Below are 15,895 nucleotides of genomic sequence, written 5' to 3'. Positions count from 1 at the left end.
GCGTAGTCGGCTTCGATGGTGTGCGAGCCGACCTGCAGGGGGCTGCTGGTGGTGAGGGTGGCCTTACCGTTGTTGTCGAGGGTGGCGGTGCCCAGGGTGGTGGAGCCGTCCTTGAAGGTGACGGTGCCGGTGGGGGTGCCGTCGGTGGAGGCGGCCACGCTCGCGGTGAACGTCACCGGCGCCCCGTAGGAGGAGGGGTCGGGGGTGGTGGTGACGGTGGTGGTGGTGCCCTGCTTGTTGACCATCTGGGTCAGGGTCCCGTTGGAGGCCAGGGAGTTGGTGTCACCGGCGTAGGCCGCGGTGATGGTGTGGGTGCCGACCTGCAGGGTGGTGGTGGTGAGGGTGGCCTGGCCATTGCTGAGGGTGGCGGTGCCCAGGACCGTGGTGGCGTCCTTGAAGGTGACGGTGCCGGTGGGGGTGACGCCCGAGCCGGGCGCGCCGGTCACGGTGGCGGTGAACGTCACGGACTGGCCGAACGAGGAGGGGCCCTCCGAGGTGGACACCTGCGTGGTGGTGGCCTGCTGGGTCACGCTCTGGGTCAGGACGCTGGAGGTGGACGGCGCCGAGGTCGCGTCACCGCCATAGATGGCGGTGATCTGGTGGGTGCCGACCGACAGGGCGGCGGTGGCGAACGTCGCCTGCCCGGAGCCGTTCAGGGTGGCGGTGCCCAAGGTGGTGGAGCCGTCCTTGAACGTCACCGTCCCGGTGGGGGTGGGGGCGCCGCTGGGCGCGGCCACGGTGGCGGTGAACGTCACCGGTGACCCGAGCGAGGACGGGTTGGGGGCGGCGGACAGCGCGGTGGTGGTGGGGGCCTGCGCGTTGACGGTCTGCGTCACCGTGGCCGTGGACGGCTGGGAGTTGGCGTCGCCGGCGTAGTCAGCCTCGATCGTGTGGGAGCCCACCGACAGGGCCGCGGTGGCGAACGTCGCCTGCCCGCTGCCGTTCAGGGTGGCGGTGCCCAAGGTGGTGGTGCCGTCCTTGAACGTCACCGTCCCGGACGGCACGACGCTGGAGCCGCTGACGTTGGAGGCGACGATGGCGGTGAACGTCACCTGCTGGTTGCTGTAGGACGGATCCGGGGAGGAGGCCAGCGTGGTGCTGGTGGTCTGCTGGGTCACCGTCTGCGTCACCGTGTTGGAGGTGGACGCGGCGGAGTTGTTGTCACCAGCGTAGTTGGCGGTGATCGGGTGGTTGGCGACCGCCAGCGCGCTGGTGGCGAAGGTGGCCTGGCCGGAGGAGTTCAGGGTGGCGGTGCCCAAGGTGGTGGTGCCGTCCTTGAACGTCACCTGCCCGGTCGGCACGACAGTGGAGCCGCCGGGCCCGGCCACGGTCGCGGTGAACACCACGTTCTGCCCCGACGAGGACGGATCCGGGACGGCGGACAGTGTGGTGGTGGTGGCCTGCACGTTCAGCGTCAGGGTGAACTGGTGGCTGGCGGTCTGTGCGGGGTTGGCGCTGTCGGTGACGGTGACGGTGACGGTCACGGCGGGGGCGCCCGTGGTGGGGGTGCCGGACAGGACACCGGTGGTCGGGTCGATGGTGACGCCCGCCGGCAGGCCGGTGGCGGTGAAGGTGTAGGGGCTGGTGCCGCCGCTGGGCGCACCGGTGGTGGTCGGGGCGCTGTAGGCGCTGCCGATGGTGGCGCCCGGCAGGCTCGCGGCCCACGGCACGTTCAGGAGCGCGAAGGTGACGGGACTCGAGGTGAGGCTGGTGGCACCGGCGGCGTTGGTCGCCGTGACCGTGAACGTGTACGTGTCACCGGGCGTCAGGCCGGTCACGGTCAACGGGGAGCCGGCGCCCTGCGCGCTCTGGCTGCCGTTGGCGGGATTGGTGGTGTCGGTGGCGGTCACCGTGTAACCGGTGACATGGTCCGCGGCACCATTGGGGGTGAAGGACACCGTCGCCTGACCAGCGCCCGCAGCACTCGCGTGCACCCCGGACGGGGCCGCCGGCGCCGGCGGCACCGCCACCCCGATCGGGGCGCTCAGGCCGGTGGCCGGGACGGTGTTCTGCGCGCCGCCGGGCGTCACCTCCACCACCCGATTGTGGCCGTAGTCGGCGATGAACAGGTCCCCGGCCGCGTCCACCGCCACCCCTGTCGGCTGGATCAGGCCGGTGCCGACGGTGCTCTGGGTGCCGCCGGCCGGTACCTTCACCACCCGATTGTTGCCGATGTCGGTGATGTAGACGTCCCCGGCCGCGTCCACCGCCACCCCGCCCGGGGCGTTCAGGCCGGTGGCCGGGACGGTGGTCTGGGTGCCGCCGGGCGTCACCTCCACCACCCGATTGTTGAACTGGTCGACGATGAACACGTCCCCGGCCGCGTCCACCGCCACCCCTTCCGGGCCGCTCAGGCCGGTGGCCGGGACGGTGGTCTGCGCGCCGCCACCGGCCGGCACCTCCACCACCCGGTTGTTGCCGGCGTCGGCGATGAACACGTCACCGGCCGCGTCCACCGCCACATCGGCCGGGTTGCTCAGGCCGGTGCCGACGGTGTTCTGTGTGCCGCCGCCGGCCGGAACCTCCACCACCCGATTGTGGCCGAAGTCGGAGATGAACACGTCACCGGCCGCGTCCACCGCCACCCCTGTCGGGTTGCTCAGGCCGGTGGCCGGGACGGTGGTCTGGGTGCCGCCGGGCGTCACCTCCACCACCTGATTGTTGTTGACGTCGGCGATGAACAGCGGTGCGCTGCCCGGGACCGGGGCTGCGGCCGCGGCCGGGGTCGCGGTCAGCATCGTCAACCCCGCCCCACTCAGACACGCCGCCAGCAGCACCGACATCGAACGTCGCACAACCCTACGGCCGACCGGCGTACCGGGGACCGCGCCGGGCGCGCCCGCATTCACGTCATCGAACATGTCAACACTCCTGGAAGTAAAGGGGCCCCGGGCCGTGGACCGGCCGCGGAGAGAGCGGGAACAGCGCGCGGCACCACCGGGCCGGCGCCGAACTCAGGCCCGACCTGATCCCAGCCCCGCACAGGGCCGCGGTCCTGGCACGGGAGCGACAATGCACCCGTACCTGAGAAGCCATCACCACAACGCTCATGACGCCACCACCCACCCGACCGCCCACCCGGCCCACAGGGACCCCCGCCAACATCCACCGGGCCGTCCGCGGCGGCTGTCCTGGGAGTGTGACGGTGGCCCGTGCGCATGGTGCTGGTGGCTCGGTGCTGGCCGGGTGGGCGCCGTTCTGGCGCGGCTGTCCAGGTTGTCGGCGCGCGTTGGTTGGATGTCCTGCGGGATCGGTGCTTGCCGTTGGTCGGTGGTGTGATGTCCGGGTTGGTTTCTGGGCGGGCGAGGTGCCCGAGGTGACGCGGTGCTCTGGCGATCGGCGTGGGGCGGGTGCTGAGGGCATTGTGGGCTTGTGTTCTCTTGTTGTCGATGCGTGGGGCCGCCTGAACGACACACCGGTGATGACCCCGTCCCCGCCTCCCGGGCGCGCTGGTGTTCCCTCAACTCGCCGCCGGGTAACTGCCGAAGGAGGACTTTCCTCGCCTGGCCGCGTGCAGGCTGCTCGCGGCCTACGACCCGAACCAGTCGGCCGGCTGGCCGCCGCGACCGGTGAGGAGGCCGCGCTGGAGCGGGGTGAACTCGATGATGCCTCCCGGCTGGTGGATGCCACACTCGACTGCGTCCTCGACTCGGGGCAGCACATCGTGGTGCCAGGTGCGGAGCATGCTGTTGACATACTCCCCGGCGTAGACGCGGGGATTCCCCTCAGCCTCGCGGCTGAGCCGCTGCGCGTGTCCGCTGCGGTCGGGATGCTTGGGCCAACCGCAGCCCGGTGACGCGGGCCATCAGGTCCAGCTTTGGAAGGTGTGCGTTCCGGCGCACGATCGGCAGCATCTGGTAGCGGCCGTCGGCTCCCATGCGGATCTCCTGGGAGGTCAGGTGCTGGGCGTACGGGTCGTGGGCGACCGCCGAGATCTTGAGGTGCTCGTGGCCGACCTCGCGCACGATGGTCTGCTGGCGCTCCAACGACAGGCTGCTGGCTCCGGGCACCGCGGTCTCAACCATCAGCCGGCCACCGGCGGTGAGGGCCCTCGCGCAACAGTCCAGGCAGGCGAGCTGCCGTTCCTGGGGGCAGTAGGAGGAAGGTGCTGGCCACCGTGTAGCTGGGCGGGTAGAGCTCGTGGACGGTGAAGGCGGTCATGTCGGCGATCCTCACCTGGGCAGGTCCCCGGCGGGACAGCGGGCGCTCGGCCGCCGGCCGCCGGCCGCCAAGTGGTGCAGCGCGTCGGCGGTCAGCTCTTCGTCGAAGCCGAGCGCGTCACTGTCGTATGAGGCGGCCCAAACCGGTTCCACAGCCTCCCCTGGGCGTCGAAGTCGTTCAACGTCCTTACTCCTCCGTTGTCGTGGCGAGGGCCGGGCCCACCGAAGGCGAGGCCCGGCCCGGTGAACTGGTCGCGGATCAGGCGATCAGCGACCAGTGGGTGACGGTGATAAATCATGATCGGCTGGGGGCCCAGGTCATGCCGGCCCCGGAAGCTGGGGGCCTGTTGCGGGGGTCATGGAAAGGCAACCTGGGGACGCGGGGTCCTGGAGGAGTCACGGTGGCTTGCGCGAGGGGTGACCTGGGCGCGGCTGGGACTGGTTCGGGTGGGGGGTCGCCCTTTGGGATGACGTCACGTCATATACCGCGTCGGATGGCGTCTTCTGGCAGGACAGCACCCAACGGGACATGTATTGGGCAGCGACGGCCAGTGGAGAGGAGCGGCTCGGTTGCGATACGACGTGCGGGAACAGGCATGCATCCCCGTGGCGGGAGGCGGGCAGGGCGGCACGGGGGCGGCGCAGCGGGACATGCTGTCCGTGACGGAGGTTTTCCGCAGGTGTGAGGACGTCACGGCGGTGTACGGGGACACGCCTGGGGAGGGCGTGGCGCTCGTCGAGTGGCTCCTGGGCCTGGTCTATGCGGCAGGCCGGTATCCGCGGACCGAGGAGGAATGGGGGGTGTGGGTGCAGGAGCGCCGGTCGCTGGCGGGGGTCGCCGACTGGCTGGAGCAGCACCCCGGGTGCTGGGATCTGTTCGACCCGGTGGAACCGCTGGGGCAGAACGCGCTGCTGGCACCGCACTTGGATGCCCATGGGGTGGGGCCGGCCCAGTTGTTCATCGAACGCGCAGGTGACTACAGCCTGCACTTCGACCACCACCACCTGCATCACAATGTGCCGGTGGCGGCTGACGCGGCGTTTCGCGCGATGCTGACCCAGCATGTCTACGGGCTGGGCGGCAGGGCCAAGATCAAGGCCAAGGACATGGGCCTGCCGGCGGCGTTCACCAACAATGCGGTCTGCCGCTTGGGCGGGCGCCTGCGGGTCCTGGCGCTGGGGGACAGTCTGGGCGACACGCTGCGCCTGAATCTGGTCCCTTGGGAGGGTGAAGCGGGGAGCGTCAACTTGACCTGGACCGCAAGGGCGCGGCGGACCTTCGCCGCCGGCGGCCTTGCGGAGGCCCGGCTGCCGGAGGGCCCGGCGGACCTGCACACTGTGCTGGGCCGCTCGGTGATCATGCGGGCGGTGCGCCTGCCGGGCGGCGCGCTGGGGGTGGACCGCGTTCTTCTGGGCCCGGGGGAACTGCTTGGCGCCCTGCCCGCCCTCTACCTGCAGGACGCGCTCACCGGTGAGAACGCGACCGGCGCCACGGTCCTCCTCAAGCCGTCGGCGGTGCGCGACCTGTGGCGCAGCTGCCCGACGCTATACGCCGCCATCGCAGCCGGTGGCAGCGGCGGTCTCTACGGTCGCCTGGCCCGGCTGTCGCAGCGGCGGGTGGATCTGTGGATGGTGGGCATCATCGCCCGGCAGACGAAGGTCACCTCCTGGGCCTGCGACATCTTCCCCTACGCCGCCGGACGGCAGGAGGAGTTGCGTGAGGCCGCCGAGCGGTGCGAGCAGATCTGCGAGCACGCCGCCAAGGCTCTCTACGTCGCCGCGGCCACCGCACGCGAGATCGCCTACCCCTACACCAGCCCCAGCCCCAAGCCGGCTCAGCTGGCCCGTTTCAATGGCGAGCCGCAGATGTGGGCTTCAGCCGCTCCTGCCGTCCATGCCGTGCTTGAGTCCGTCGCCGAGGGGCGCTGCGCCAGCGACGTACTGGCAGATTTCGATCGAGAGGTCCGCGACCTGGCCTTCACGGCGCTGAAGGCCCGCCTGGGCAGCCTTTCGGTCTCAGGGCGCGCTTTGCAGGCCCGTGCCCGGTGCCTGGCGCGTTTTCGGCAGTTGCTGGATTGCCCGAAGGCCCCTGATCACCTGGGAGAGGATGCATGCGCGAGTTGCTGCTAGAGAAATCACCCGCTGCCCTGTTCACCGACTGGCTGTGCAACCTGGTCAGCGAGGAGCAGTTCACCATGCTCGCCGCCCTGCGCCGCCCTGGGGGCTTCAAGGGGCCGGGTTTCACGGCCGCGCACTTCGCTCCGCTGCCCACCCAGCAGCCGGTCTTCGAATACGTCGCGTTTCTGTTCGCCTGCTACCACGCCGAGCGCGGCGTACCCGATCGTGGCTACGGGGATATGGGAAGCGCCCTGCGCAGGGTCGGCTCGGGTGCCGGCCGCGGCCCGGGCGACCCCGGTGCGGCCCGGCTGATGGACCGCTTGGTGACTTCCCACCACATCCCGCGCCGTCCTCTGCACCTGGCCATCGCACGGATCCGAACCGGCGGCACGATGCCGCCCTCGTGGACGCGGCTGACCGAAGACCTGTCCGTGTGGAAGGCGCGGGAGCCCTACGGACGCAACGTGCGCTACGACTGGGTCCGCTCCTTCTGCCTTCCGACACCTGCCCCTGTCCGTACACTCGCCACCGGAGGGTCCACGTGAGTACGCCCGACATCGCGCCGAACGGCCACCAGTACCTGTCCCTGCACCTGCTGGAGAGCCTGGTGGCGGTCCTGCCGGTGCGTGATGAGAACGGCCTGCCCAAGACGCTCCCCTTCGGTGGCTGCACCCGCACCATGATCACCTCCCAGGCGCGGCGCCGGGCCGAGCGCACCCACACGCGCACCCGCGCCAATGCCGGCCAAGGTCCGCTGGCCGGACACACCATGGGGGTGCGCACCCGCGAGTGGGCCAAGCTCACCGCCGCTGCCCTGAGCACCACCTATGGCTGGGAGGCCGAGCGGGCGCTGGCCACGGCCAAAGCGGTCCTGGAGGGGGTGGGTCTGAAGTTCGGCGACAGGCCCACAACGAAGGACCACACGAAGGTCCTCGTATTCGCGCCGCAGACCGCGGCCGACACCATCGCCGATCACCTGGCGGCCAATGCCATCCAGGTCAGCGCGTGGGTGGCCGACTACACCAAGGCCAAGGAAGCCGCCCCAGCGGGCAAGGCCAAAGGCAGGGGCAAGAAGGCCGGCATCGACAGCGCGAGCGAGCACGCCGAAGAGCCCAAGCCCTGCGCGGAGGAGAAGCTGCCCCCCTTGCCGAAGGACATCCGTACCGCCGTCCTGACGGCTCTTGCTCCCGGCGACGCCATCGACATCGCCCTCTACGGGCGCTTCCTGGCCGAGATCGCCGACTCCCCCAACGTGGACGGCGCGATCCAGAGCGGCCACGCCTTCACCGTGCACGCCGCCGAGCACATCGACGACTTCTACTCGGCGGCCGATGACGCCAAGCTGGACCGCAAGTCCCACGCCACCGCCCTGGGCCACCTCGAGGGCATGGATGACACCGGGGCGGGCATGACGGGCTACCAGTCCCTCATCAGCGGGACGTTCTACCGCCATGCCGCTCTGGACCGCTCCAAGCTGCGCGCGAATCTGATCAGCGCCGGCTTTGCGGCCGACAAGGTCGAGGCCGCCGCCGAAGCAGCCGAACGCGAGTTCGTCGACGCATTCGTCAACGCCATGCCGCGCGCCAAGACCAACACCACCGCCTCCAGCGGATCCTTGCCCAAATTCGTCCTCGCCTTCGAGGGCGCACGCCCTTTCAACTACGCCGGCGTGTTCGAGACGCCCATCGACGCGTACGAGGCCAGCGTGGCCTCCCTAAGAGCCACCACGCTGCTCCTGGACCAGCACACACTGGTCATGCGCAAGCGCGGCGACGTCAGCGCCGCACGCCTGCTGACCTACGACCTCGCCGTGTCGGCGCTGCTCGCAGAGCGGGCCACCGCCGGCCAGTTGCCCGGCGCCGAGGTCGAGAACACCGCGGAGTTGACGTGCCGATGACCTGCAGCGTGCTGCTCATGCGGCTGGCCGGCCCCCTGCAGTCATGGGGATCCGTGGGCCGATTCGACCACCGCGACACCCTCGCCCGCCCCACCAAATCCGGTGCCATCGGACTGGCCGCCGCCGCGCTGGGCCTGGAGCGCCACCACGACCTCGGGTGGCTGGCCGGGTTGCGTTTCGGCGTGCGGGCCGACCGGCCCGGCATCGCGGTGCGCGACTTCCAGGTCGCCGGGGGCGGCCCCTACCCGCTGCGCCCGCGCGACATGATCACCGATCCCCGGCGCGCCGACAAAGCCGCCGAGCCCCTGGAAGCCGCCACGGGAACGACTTTCGGCACCGGCACCGGCACCGCCCACTGGCTCGCGAACTGGTACGGCGCTCCCAAGGGCGTCGCCCCGGACCGCGACACCGGTGTCCTGACCGCCGCCAACACCACCACCCGAGACCCGCTGACCAGCAACCGCTGGTACCTGGCCGACGCCGCATTCGTCGCCGCACTCGAACACCCCGACCGGGTTCTGCTCGAGAAGCTCTCCCACGCCCTGGAGCATCCGGCACGGCTGCTGTGGCTGGGGCGCAAATCCTGCCCCCCGTGCGGCACGATCTCCGGCGGCGTCCATCCCGGCCCCCTCGAAAGCGTCCTGACAGCCACCGCCCTGCTGCCCAACGCCACCGCACAGCGACCGTGGACCTGGCTCGAGGCACACCCCAGCGCCTCGGGCGCCACCCAGATCAACGACCAGCCCATCACCTTCGATGCCCTGCAGCGCGCCTACGCCCCGCGCTGGGAGATCCGCACCCGCACCTTCCCCACCGCGACCATCGGATGGGACATCATCGCGTGAGCACCGCCCGCCTCATCACCCGCCACAGCATCCTGCCGCTCGACGCCCGTCATCCCCTGACCCAACGAGCCCTCCTCGACGCCCAGGACATGCACCGCCTGGTCATGTCCGGCTTCCGCGGCTGGGTCGCCGACGGACAGCGCGACGCGCGAGCCCAGATGGGCGTCCTGTCCACCTGGTCCGTCGACCTCAAGACCGACACCCTGCTGATCGTCGTCCAGTCCCGGATCACCCCTAACTGGACCACCATCCCCAAAACCGCCCTGCGCGCTCCCGTGACCACCCAGGCCATCGACCAGCGCATCCACGAGGGCGACACCTACACCTTTCGTACCGTCATCTGCCCCACCAGTACCCGGCGCGACGCTAAAACCGGTCAATCCACTCGCAAACGGCTGCCCCACACCCAGCCCGAACGCGTGCGCCAATGGATCGGACAACGCTTCCAAAACCCCGCAGAACCCGCTCACACCGCCACCGGCGTCCACCGCATCGGAGCCGCCGCCGATCCCGCCGCCCTCGCCGTCCGCATCCTGCCGCCGGTCGTCAGCGACCAGCACCAGGGCCTCAAGATCAGCCGCGCCGAGGTGTGCGGCACCCTGACCGTCACCGACCCCGACGCCTTCCTCGCCGCCTTGACCCAGGGCCTGGGCCGAGGACGCGCCTACAGCTGCGGCCTGCTGCTGACCCGCCCCGGATGATCAACCCGCCACCGACCAGCAGCGGCCCGCAAACCGCCGCTCAGCCGCGGCCACCGCCCCTACCACGCCGGCGCCCACGCTGCGCGCCCCACGACGAACCCCACGCTCTCACAAGTCGCCCCCGCCAGCCCGCTGGCCGAACGCCGCACCGCGCCGACCGGCAGAGCAGACGCGGCGGGGATGAACCAGGCACATGTATCTGGCCAACTCGCCCTGCCCCAGCAGGGACGTGGCCCGGCCAGCTGCCCGTCACCACCCGCCCTGCTGGCCGGCACCACCACCAACGACGCGCAGGAGCCCGCTCCGCGCGACACGGTACCGCGGTGCCTGACCGCTGCCCGGCCGGCCCGACGGCAGCGGTCAGGCCCACTCCTGCTTCGCACGACCCGAACCATCCGGCACGACCATGGCCGAGCGTTCGCCGGCGCGGCCGGCGGGAGCACACATGAGCAGCCGGCCACCGGGGCCACTTCGCCAACCGGGTGATCCACACGCTCGCCGCGTCACCCGGATCGCCAGGACTTCTCTCCCCAGTTGGGCCCGGGCCCGGTTGCTCCGCTGTGTGAAGAGCCTCCCCTGCCGGGACCGGGCCCGCCATGCCGCAGGCGGCTCACCCCTGCCTCTCCGAGCCGCTGGAAAGGAGGCAGGACCGTGGGACACGTACCCCAGGGTATGGGCCGAATCCGCTGGTGGTGGATTCGGCTGGTGACAGCGGACCAACCGGCAAGGTGCCTCTATTGGCCACCCCATGTCCCAGCGGGACCGCGCATGGTGAGAATGTACGATCAGGCCGGCGACTGCGCGGCGGTCCTGATCTGGCAGGTGTGTGACGCCTGTCGCTACGGCAGGATCAAGGCAATCTACCTGTGGGGCGGATGGCAGCGGCAAGGATACGGCCGCCTGCTGATCGAACGGGCCCTGCGCGAAGGCCCCGGCTACACCTGGATCACCACCCCTCAGACCCCAGCTGGTCGAGGCTTCTTCACCACGATAACCGCACATAACGGCACAGCATTCAGCGAGCACGACTGCGGCTGCGAGCACCTGCGCAAGCACCAGGTGGTTACGCCCGCCCCCACCCTCCCACGCGACAGACTCCCGGTCCTGGATCCTATGGATGCCACCGCCCGCAGCTGCGAACACCCGCAGCCGTCGCACGAGCCGAGCGCCCCGCCCGGCCAGAGCAGGCCTGTCCCTCGAAGTGACGTTCCCCCAAGGCCGGGAAGTTAGCGTTTTGGGTGTGGCTGCAAGGCAACGGACGCCGATGGCGCGGCTGCCGCCTAGCAGCTGGTGCGGACTCTCTTGACCAGCCCTTTTTCGGTCCAGCGGGCGAGTTGCCGGTAGGTGGTGACGAGGGTGACGTCACCGACGAGCTCGGCGATCTCTCTGGCCCGCCACTGCCGTTCGGGCACTTCCCGCAGCACGGCCAGAAGGGGTTCGTGGTGCTACCGAAACAGTGGATCGTCGAGCGGTTCTTCGCGCACCTGCTGCGATCCCGGCGCCTGGTGCGCGGCTTCGAGCACCGCACGGTCAGCGCCGAGGCGATGGTCCACTGGTCGATGACGCTGCTCATGAGTCGTCGCCTGGCCCGGCCACATCCTTCGCGAGCGTGAACCGGCCCAGTGCGGGCTCGGTCAGCCAGCCGCGGGCCACCAGGCGCTTCGCCTTCGACCGCAATGCCTCCACCCTGGCCGGCACCGCCTCCAGGCCGAAGCCGACAGTCAACTCTCGGCAGGTCAGCGGCCCTTGACCGAGCCGATCTCAGTCCGCGAGCGCGCGCAGGATGCGTTGGTAGTCCACCGACAACACCGACCAGGCCAGCCCCACGCGCCACACCGGCACCACCGTTCTCGGCTTCGCCGCATCCGCAGGCCCAGGCCGCACCGGCTGCGCATCCGCCTCTCGTGAAGCCCGGCAGGCCTGGGGCCCGGCAGGGCTGTCGCCCTCCGGAGCCAACACGGCGTCAACCCGCGTGCGGGCGATCGCCCACTCCTCCCACTCCCGCTCGGCCGCGGCCAACTCGGCCTGGATACGGTCGGCCTCCCGCAGCCCGTCCACACGACGACGAGCAGCACACTCACGCTCTTCCAGCAGCCCGACCACTGACGGCATTCACGACCTCCCCAGGGAACGACAGCCCGACAGGCCACAACTCCCACGAAAGCACCCGTTCTATGCCTGACCAGCGGAAACGCAGCGATCATGGTTGGAAAGACAACTCTGACAGGGGTCATCCCGCGCGTTGCGGGGCGGTTGGTCGAGCGGCCGGGAGAGTGAGGTTCCCCCAAGCTGCGGCACGCGTCGGGTCATCCCCGCGTGTGCGGGGCCGATCGGCCTGCGCGGCCGCCTGTTGCTGCCCACCGCACAGCCGTTCGCGGACGGGGCATGCCGGAAGGCAGTGTGTGGGCTGCGAACCGGAAGGCCGCTACCTGCCGAACTGTGACCATACCCCGTGGCGGCCTTGATGTCCTTCACGTCTGCCGGAGTGTCGAGGATAGTTGGACCAAGCGCGGTGCGACGCTGAAACGCCACCATCGCCAGACAGCCCCGGCTGGCCGGGCAGATCGCGGCCACGGCCACGGAGTTGGCCGCACGGGCTGCCGCGCGCACCCGGCGGGCGATGGCCATAACAGTCTGTCCGTTCACGGCGCTACCCGTGCTCATGGCGCTGCCGACCTGCGTCCACACCGCGAGGTGCACGGCGACCACCTGCTTTCGAGCGGACACCACGGCACACTGCGCGCAACCCGGGCGATGGCGGTGCTCCGGCTCGGCGGCCTGGATCAATGCGGGACCCGGTAGCGTCAGTCGGGCGAAGGGCCAGATCCGCCGACAACATCACCACGCACATCCTCGCTGTCAGACGACGTCGCATCCGCCGGGAGATCTGCGACGACATCCACGAAGCCTTCTTCGGCTCTGTCTCCTGCCCACTCACCCAGTGACACGTCCAACGTCTCTGCCAGGACTTCTTGGGGAGCGGCGGTCTGCTGTCGTGGGTTGGTCCTGTTCGCGGATGTCGGGGGCGGGGACGGTGGCGGGTTGGCGTCGTAGAGTTCGGGGCAATGGCCATTCGTGGCCATCGTGTCAGTCATGACGAAACAGGAGAACACGTGGCATCGACATCCGATATGCCCGGTGGCGTGGAGTCCACCATCGCGCTGCTCACAGCAGAGCTGCCCCGCCTGGAGGAGCGCCAGCGCGTCTTGGAGCAGGATCTGGCGGTAGTCACCGCGCGCCTGGGCGCGGTGCGCTCGGCTCTGACGAGCCTTCAGGCACTTTCCGACGCCGCGATGTTGCCCGAGGCGGGCGCGGGGGGCGGACGGCCGGCAGCAGATGAGGCGGCCGGTGAGGTGCCTGCGCCAGGTACGGTGCCACCCAGGCGCCGCGGTTCGAAGAGCGCCTCGGGCAAGCAGCCGTCCGCCTCGCGCGACAGCGCTTCGCCCAAGGCCGCGGCAGGGGGCAGGCCGACGGGGCGCTCGAGCGGTTCGCGATCCGTGGCGAGGGGGACCAACGCGAAAAAGAGCCCCGCCGCCCCGAAGCCGGTGCCCGTTGGCGCCGTCCGGCGCACATCTCGGCTGTCGCAGGACATCCTGGACCATCTGGCACAGGCCCCGGCCCCGCTACGGGCGGGGGAGGTCAACACGGCCCTGGGACGTGAGGAGAGCCGCGGTTCGATCAACGCGGTACGCACCTCTCTGGAGCGCCTGGCGAAGGCGGCCAAGGTGGAGCGCAGCGGGCGCGGCCTGTACCAGGCCGTTTCCGGCTGACTGCTCGGTGACTGGTGCCGGGATCCCGGACACAGGGTGGGGCTACCCGGGATCCCTGGCCACCGGCACCAATGCAGTCGCGAAGTCGCGTAACGCCTGCGGCTAGCCCTGACAGGGTTGCGGGGCGCAAGGCGCGTCCTGGTAGATCCCCGCGCGTGCGGGGCAGGGTCGTGCCGTGGCGACTGGGAGCGCCACCCGTCGGAAGCATCCGCGTGCTGCGAGGTCGCCGCTGCCGGGCTGTGACGGTACCTCTCCACGGCCTCGATGTCCTGCACCTGCGCGGGGTGTCGAAAGCGTCATCCGCGGCCGGCGCCGGCGCACCACCATCCCCGTGCCTCGCCCGCCGGGCCTGGTCAACCGGCAGTTCGCCGCCCAACGGCCCAACCAGCTATGGCTGGCCGACCTGACCTACGTGCGGACCTGGCAGGGCTGGGTCTACTTCGCGTTCGTCCTGGACGCCTACTCGCGCCGATCCGTGGGCTGACAGGTCACAGAGCGATTGGCCGCATTCGGCGCTTCGGCGTCGGTCGGTTCTGGCGCGGACTGGGACGACAACGCGGTGGCCGAGGCGTTGAAAGCCACGTTCGAGGCTGAACTGATCGAGCGTCAGGGGCCGTGGCGGGATCTCGACGAGGTCGAGCGAGGCGTCTTCCAGTGGGTCGGGTGGTACACCGGGACCGACTCCACTCCCCCTTGGCTACGTCCCCCAGACGAGTAGGAGCAGGCCTACCGGACGAGAGTGGAGCAAGCCCCACAGATCACATGATCGCAGACTCCACAAAACCCGGGGCAGCTCAGCCGAACTGAACGGCCGTTGACATCGTGCTCTTGATTCCCGAAGAACTGCTTCCTCCGGGCTCGTATGTCACATTCTCCAGGTGTCCAATCGCAGGATGGAGCGTTCAGCCAGTGGGGTGATCCCCCGCGGTGAGGGCCGATGCGTCCAGGGCGTGGGCCTGTCTGGGGCTATCCCCGCGAGCTGGGGCGGGGCTCTGCGATGGTTGTGCAGCCTCGGGGGTCATCCCGCGTGTGCAGGGCGGTGGGTCGAGGATCATCCCCGCGTGTGCGGGGCCGGTCGGCCTGCGCGGCCGCGTGGTGCTGCCCACCGTGCCGTTCGCGGACGGAGCATGCCGGAAGGCAGTGTGTGGGCTGCGGATCGGCTGGCCGCTACCTGCCGAGCTGTGACGATATCTCGTGGCGGCCTTGATGTCCCTCATGTCTGCCGGAGTGTCGAGGATAGTTGGACCGGGCGCGGTCCGATGGACCTCTACGGGGCCGGTGGGCGTGGGGGTACGGTTGCCGGTCCGTGTCGGCGGCGGCTGAACCGTGGTTCTGGATCACATTTCCGGACCAGGACTACGGAGCGTCACCCAGTCCGCGATCATGAACGGTCGTGGCTGACGCGCTCCTCCACAACCTCTGGTTCCACCGGAGCGACGGCGCCAACTGATGACAGCGCGGCAGGACAGCGCCGCCCGTGCATCGAGTTACAGGTCCGCCGCTGCACGCAAACGAGGGCAGCAACACGGCCGCCGACCATATCGCCGCTGCCCGCCTGGCCCGGCCAGCCGCCGAAAAAGTATCGGCGCGGACGGCAGACCCTGGTCCGCACCGACTCCGCGCTGGCACCCACGAGCTAATGAACTGGCATGCCGCGCAGGGCCGGTGGCTGCCGTACTCGGGAGCCGTCCTGCGACTCCCCACCCCCTGCTGCAGCCAGGCCAGCCAACGCCTTTGCTGGTGTGACCGTTTGATCGTCATAGGGACGTCCGAGCGACCACGGCACCGACACTCCGGCAGATGTGCACAGTACTGAACCTGTAACGAGATACGTTGCGGTCCAGCAGGTATCCATCCCGCCGCCCTCCCGGTCACATCCCCACACAACGAGAGAACACCCGGGAGCGAGTATCGGCATCGGGTCGCGCCGGCTGTCGGCCCCGCATGGCGGGGATGCTCCACTCCTGAAAGCACCAAGGACCGTGCCGACGGATCGGCCCCGCCACGGGGATGACTCTGACGGATGGCGCGATCGATCCTGCCCCGACGGCCCCACCAGACACGGGGATGACCCCGATCGGGGACACGGCCCCGCCTCTTGGCCCCGTACACCGGGGATCATTACCCTGATCGGGCGATTGCGCCCTGTGCCCCGCACGGCGTGGGGATGACCCCGTACCGGACACGCTCGCTCCCCACCTGCTGGTCCCCGCCCGGTCTCGAACACGTCGCCAACTTCCCTTCGCGCCCGACCTGCTCGGCGGCCAAGGTGCCGGAGGGCGCAGCACGGGCCGCTGCTCTTGAGGGTGCGGCGCTGGGCAGAAGGCGACGTGGACCGGAGCGACCATCGAGCCGGTGCGGCAGTGTGTGGCGGAGGAACTGAACCTCTACTCGCCCTGCGCCA

Annotated in this window: 13 protein-coding genes and 2 pseudogenes; 9 read left to right on the top strand and 6 right to left on the bottom strand. The window is 70.2% G+C overall.

Annotated features, from left to right (window positions below; all coding sequences use genetic code 11):
• From P3T41_RS35665 to P3T41_RS35650, 4 genes are all read right to left on the bottom strand, one after another.
• The coding region (locus tag P3T41_RS35665; RefSeq protein ID WP_280694811.1) for an Ig-like domain repeat protein at positions 1–2,861 on the bottom strand (2,861 nt) is incomplete at its 3' end.
• A gap of 668 nt (positions 2,862–3,529) precedes the next feature.
• Positions 3,530–3,685 (bottom strand): hypothetical protein, encoded by a 156-nt coding sequence (locus P3T41_RS35660; protein WP_280694810.1) that lies wholly within the window; start codon positions 3,683–3,685, stop codon positions 3,530–3,532.
• Between the two features lie 40 nt (positions 3,686–3,725).
• The gene (locus P3T41_RS35655) at positions 3,726–4,025 is read right to left on the bottom strand and encodes a hypothetical protein (protein ID WP_280694809.1); all 300 of its coding nucleotides are present in this window, start codon (positions 4,023–4,025) and stop codon (positions 3,726–3,728) included.
• A 147-nt stretch (positions 4,026–4,172) separates the two neighbouring features.
• Positions 4,173–4,313 carry a hypothetical protein gene (locus P3T41_RS35650; protein ID WP_280694808.1) on the bottom strand — a complete coding sequence of 47 codons (141 nt, stop codon included), beginning with the start codon at positions 4,311–4,313 and terminating at the stop codon, positions 4,173–4,175.
• Positions 4,314–4,730: 417 nt separating this feature from the next.
• On the opposite strand from P3T41_RS35650, the gene P3T41_RS35645 reads away from it, so the two are divergent.
• Genes P3T41_RS35645 through cas6e form a run of 5 tightly spaced genes read left to right on the top strand, consistent with a single transcriptional unit; the run spans position 4,731 to position 9,721 of the window.
• On the top strand, positions 4,731–6,290 hold the full coding sequence (locus P3T41_RS35645) for a type I-E CRISPR-associated protein Cse1/CasA (RefSeq protein ID WP_280694807.1): 1,560 nt from the start codon (positions 4,731–4,733) through the stop codon (positions 6,288–6,290).
• Positions 6,272–6,823, top strand: coding sequence for a type I-E CRISPR-associated protein Cse2/CasB (locus P3T41_RS35640; protein ID WP_280694806.1), 552 nt, complete (start codon positions 6,272–6,274; stop codon positions 6,821–6,823). Before P3T41_RS35645 ends, P3T41_RS35640 begins: the two co-directional genes overlap by 19 nt.
• Positions 6,820–8,175: a type I-E CRISPR-associated protein Cas7/Cse4/CasC gene (locus tag P3T41_RS35635; RefSeq protein ID WP_280694805.1), complete on the top strand. Its 1,356-nt coding sequence runs from the start codon at positions 6,820–6,822 to the stop codon at positions 8,173–8,175. The genes P3T41_RS35640 and P3T41_RS35635 overlap by 4 nt, the downstream gene beginning before the upstream one ends.
• The gene (cas5e, locus tag P3T41_RS35630; protein WP_280694804.1) at positions 8,172–9,020 is read left to right on the top strand and encodes a type I-E CRISPR-associated protein Cas5/CasD; all 849 of its coding nucleotides are present in this window, start codon (positions 8,172–8,174) and stop codon (positions 9,018–9,020) included. Before P3T41_RS35635 ends, cas5e begins: the two co-directional genes overlap by 4 nt.
• A complete protein-coding gene (cas6e, locus tag P3T41_RS35625; protein WP_280694803.1) occupies positions 9,017–9,721 on the top strand; it encodes a type I-E CRISPR-associated protein Cas6/Cse3/CasE in 705 nt (234 codons plus the stop codon). The genes cas5e and cas6e overlap by 4 nt, the downstream gene beginning before the upstream one ends.
• A 1,280-nt stretch (positions 9,722–11,001) precedes the next feature.
• On the opposite strand, the gene P3T41_RS35620 is transcribed toward cas6e, so the two are convergent.
• Positions 11,002–11,133, bottom strand: coding sequence for a hypothetical protein (locus P3T41_RS35620; RefSeq protein ID WP_280694802.1), 132 nt, complete (start codon positions 11,131–11,133; stop codon positions 11,002–11,004).
• A gap of 27 nt (positions 11,134–11,160) precedes the next feature.
• Between P3T41_RS35620 and P3T41_RS35615 the strand changes: the two genes are divergently transcribed.
• Complete coding sequence (locus P3T41_RS35615) at positions 11,161–11,334, top strand: hypothetical protein (RefSeq protein WP_280694813.1); 174 nt, start codon at positions 11,161–11,163, stop codon at positions 11,332–11,334.
• On the opposite strand, the pseudogene P3T41_RS35610 reads toward P3T41_RS35615, so the two are convergent.
• Positions 11,291–11,833: pseudogene (locus tag P3T41_RS35610) on the bottom strand (hypothetical protein). The gene P3T41_RS35615 and the pseudogene P3T41_RS35610 sit on opposite strands and share 44 nt — an antisense overlap.
• A 1,031-nt stretch (positions 11,834–12,864) precedes the next feature.
• Between P3T41_RS35610 and P3T41_RS35605 the strand changes: the two are divergent.
• The 3 genes and pseudogenes from P3T41_RS35605 to P3T41_RS35595 form a co-directional block, all read left to right on the top strand.
• Positions 12,865–13,491 (top strand): hypothetical protein, encoded by a 627-nt coding sequence (locus P3T41_RS35605; RefSeq protein WP_280694801.1) that lies wholly within the window; start codon positions 12,865–12,867, stop codon positions 13,489–13,491.
• 331 nt (positions 13,492–13,822) lie between these two features.
• Positions 13,823–13,975 carry a DDE-type integrase/transposase/recombinase gene (locus tag P3T41_RS35600; protein WP_280694800.1) on the top strand — a complete coding sequence of 51 codons (153 nt, stop codon included), beginning with the start codon at positions 13,823–13,825 and terminating at the stop codon, positions 13,973–13,975.
• A 1,026-nt stretch (positions 13,976–15,001) separates the two neighbouring features.
• Positions 15,002–15,169: pseudogene (locus tag P3T41_RS35595) on the top strand (IS1380 family transposase); the annotation flags it as partial.
• Positions 15,170–15,895 lie beyond the last annotated feature (726 nt).

Source organism: Kitasatospora sp. GAS204B, assembly GCF_029892155.1.
Taxonomy (GTDB): domain Bacteria; phylum Actinomycetota; class Actinomycetes; order Streptomycetales; family Streptomycetaceae; genus Kitasatospora.
This window is presented reverse-complemented; position numbering and strand designations above follow the sequence as displayed.

Coding starts and splice junctions, on each gene's coding strand:
- P3T41_RS35655 (WP_280694809.1), bottom strand. CDS start 4,025: ATGGTTGAGACCGCGGTGCCCGGAGCCAGCAGCCTGTCGTTGGAGCGC.
- cas5e (WP_280694804.1), top strand. CDS start 8,172: ATGACCTGCAGCGTGCTGCTCATGCGGCTGGCCGGCCCCCTGCAGTCA.
- P3T41_RS35660 (WP_280694810.1), bottom strand. CDS start 3,685: ATGCTCCGCACCTGGCACCACGATGTGCTGCCCCGAGTCGAGGACGCA.
- P3T41_RS35640 (WP_280694806.1), top strand. CDS start 6,272: ATGCGCGAGTTGCTGCTAGAGAAATCACCCGCTGCCCTGTTCACCGAC.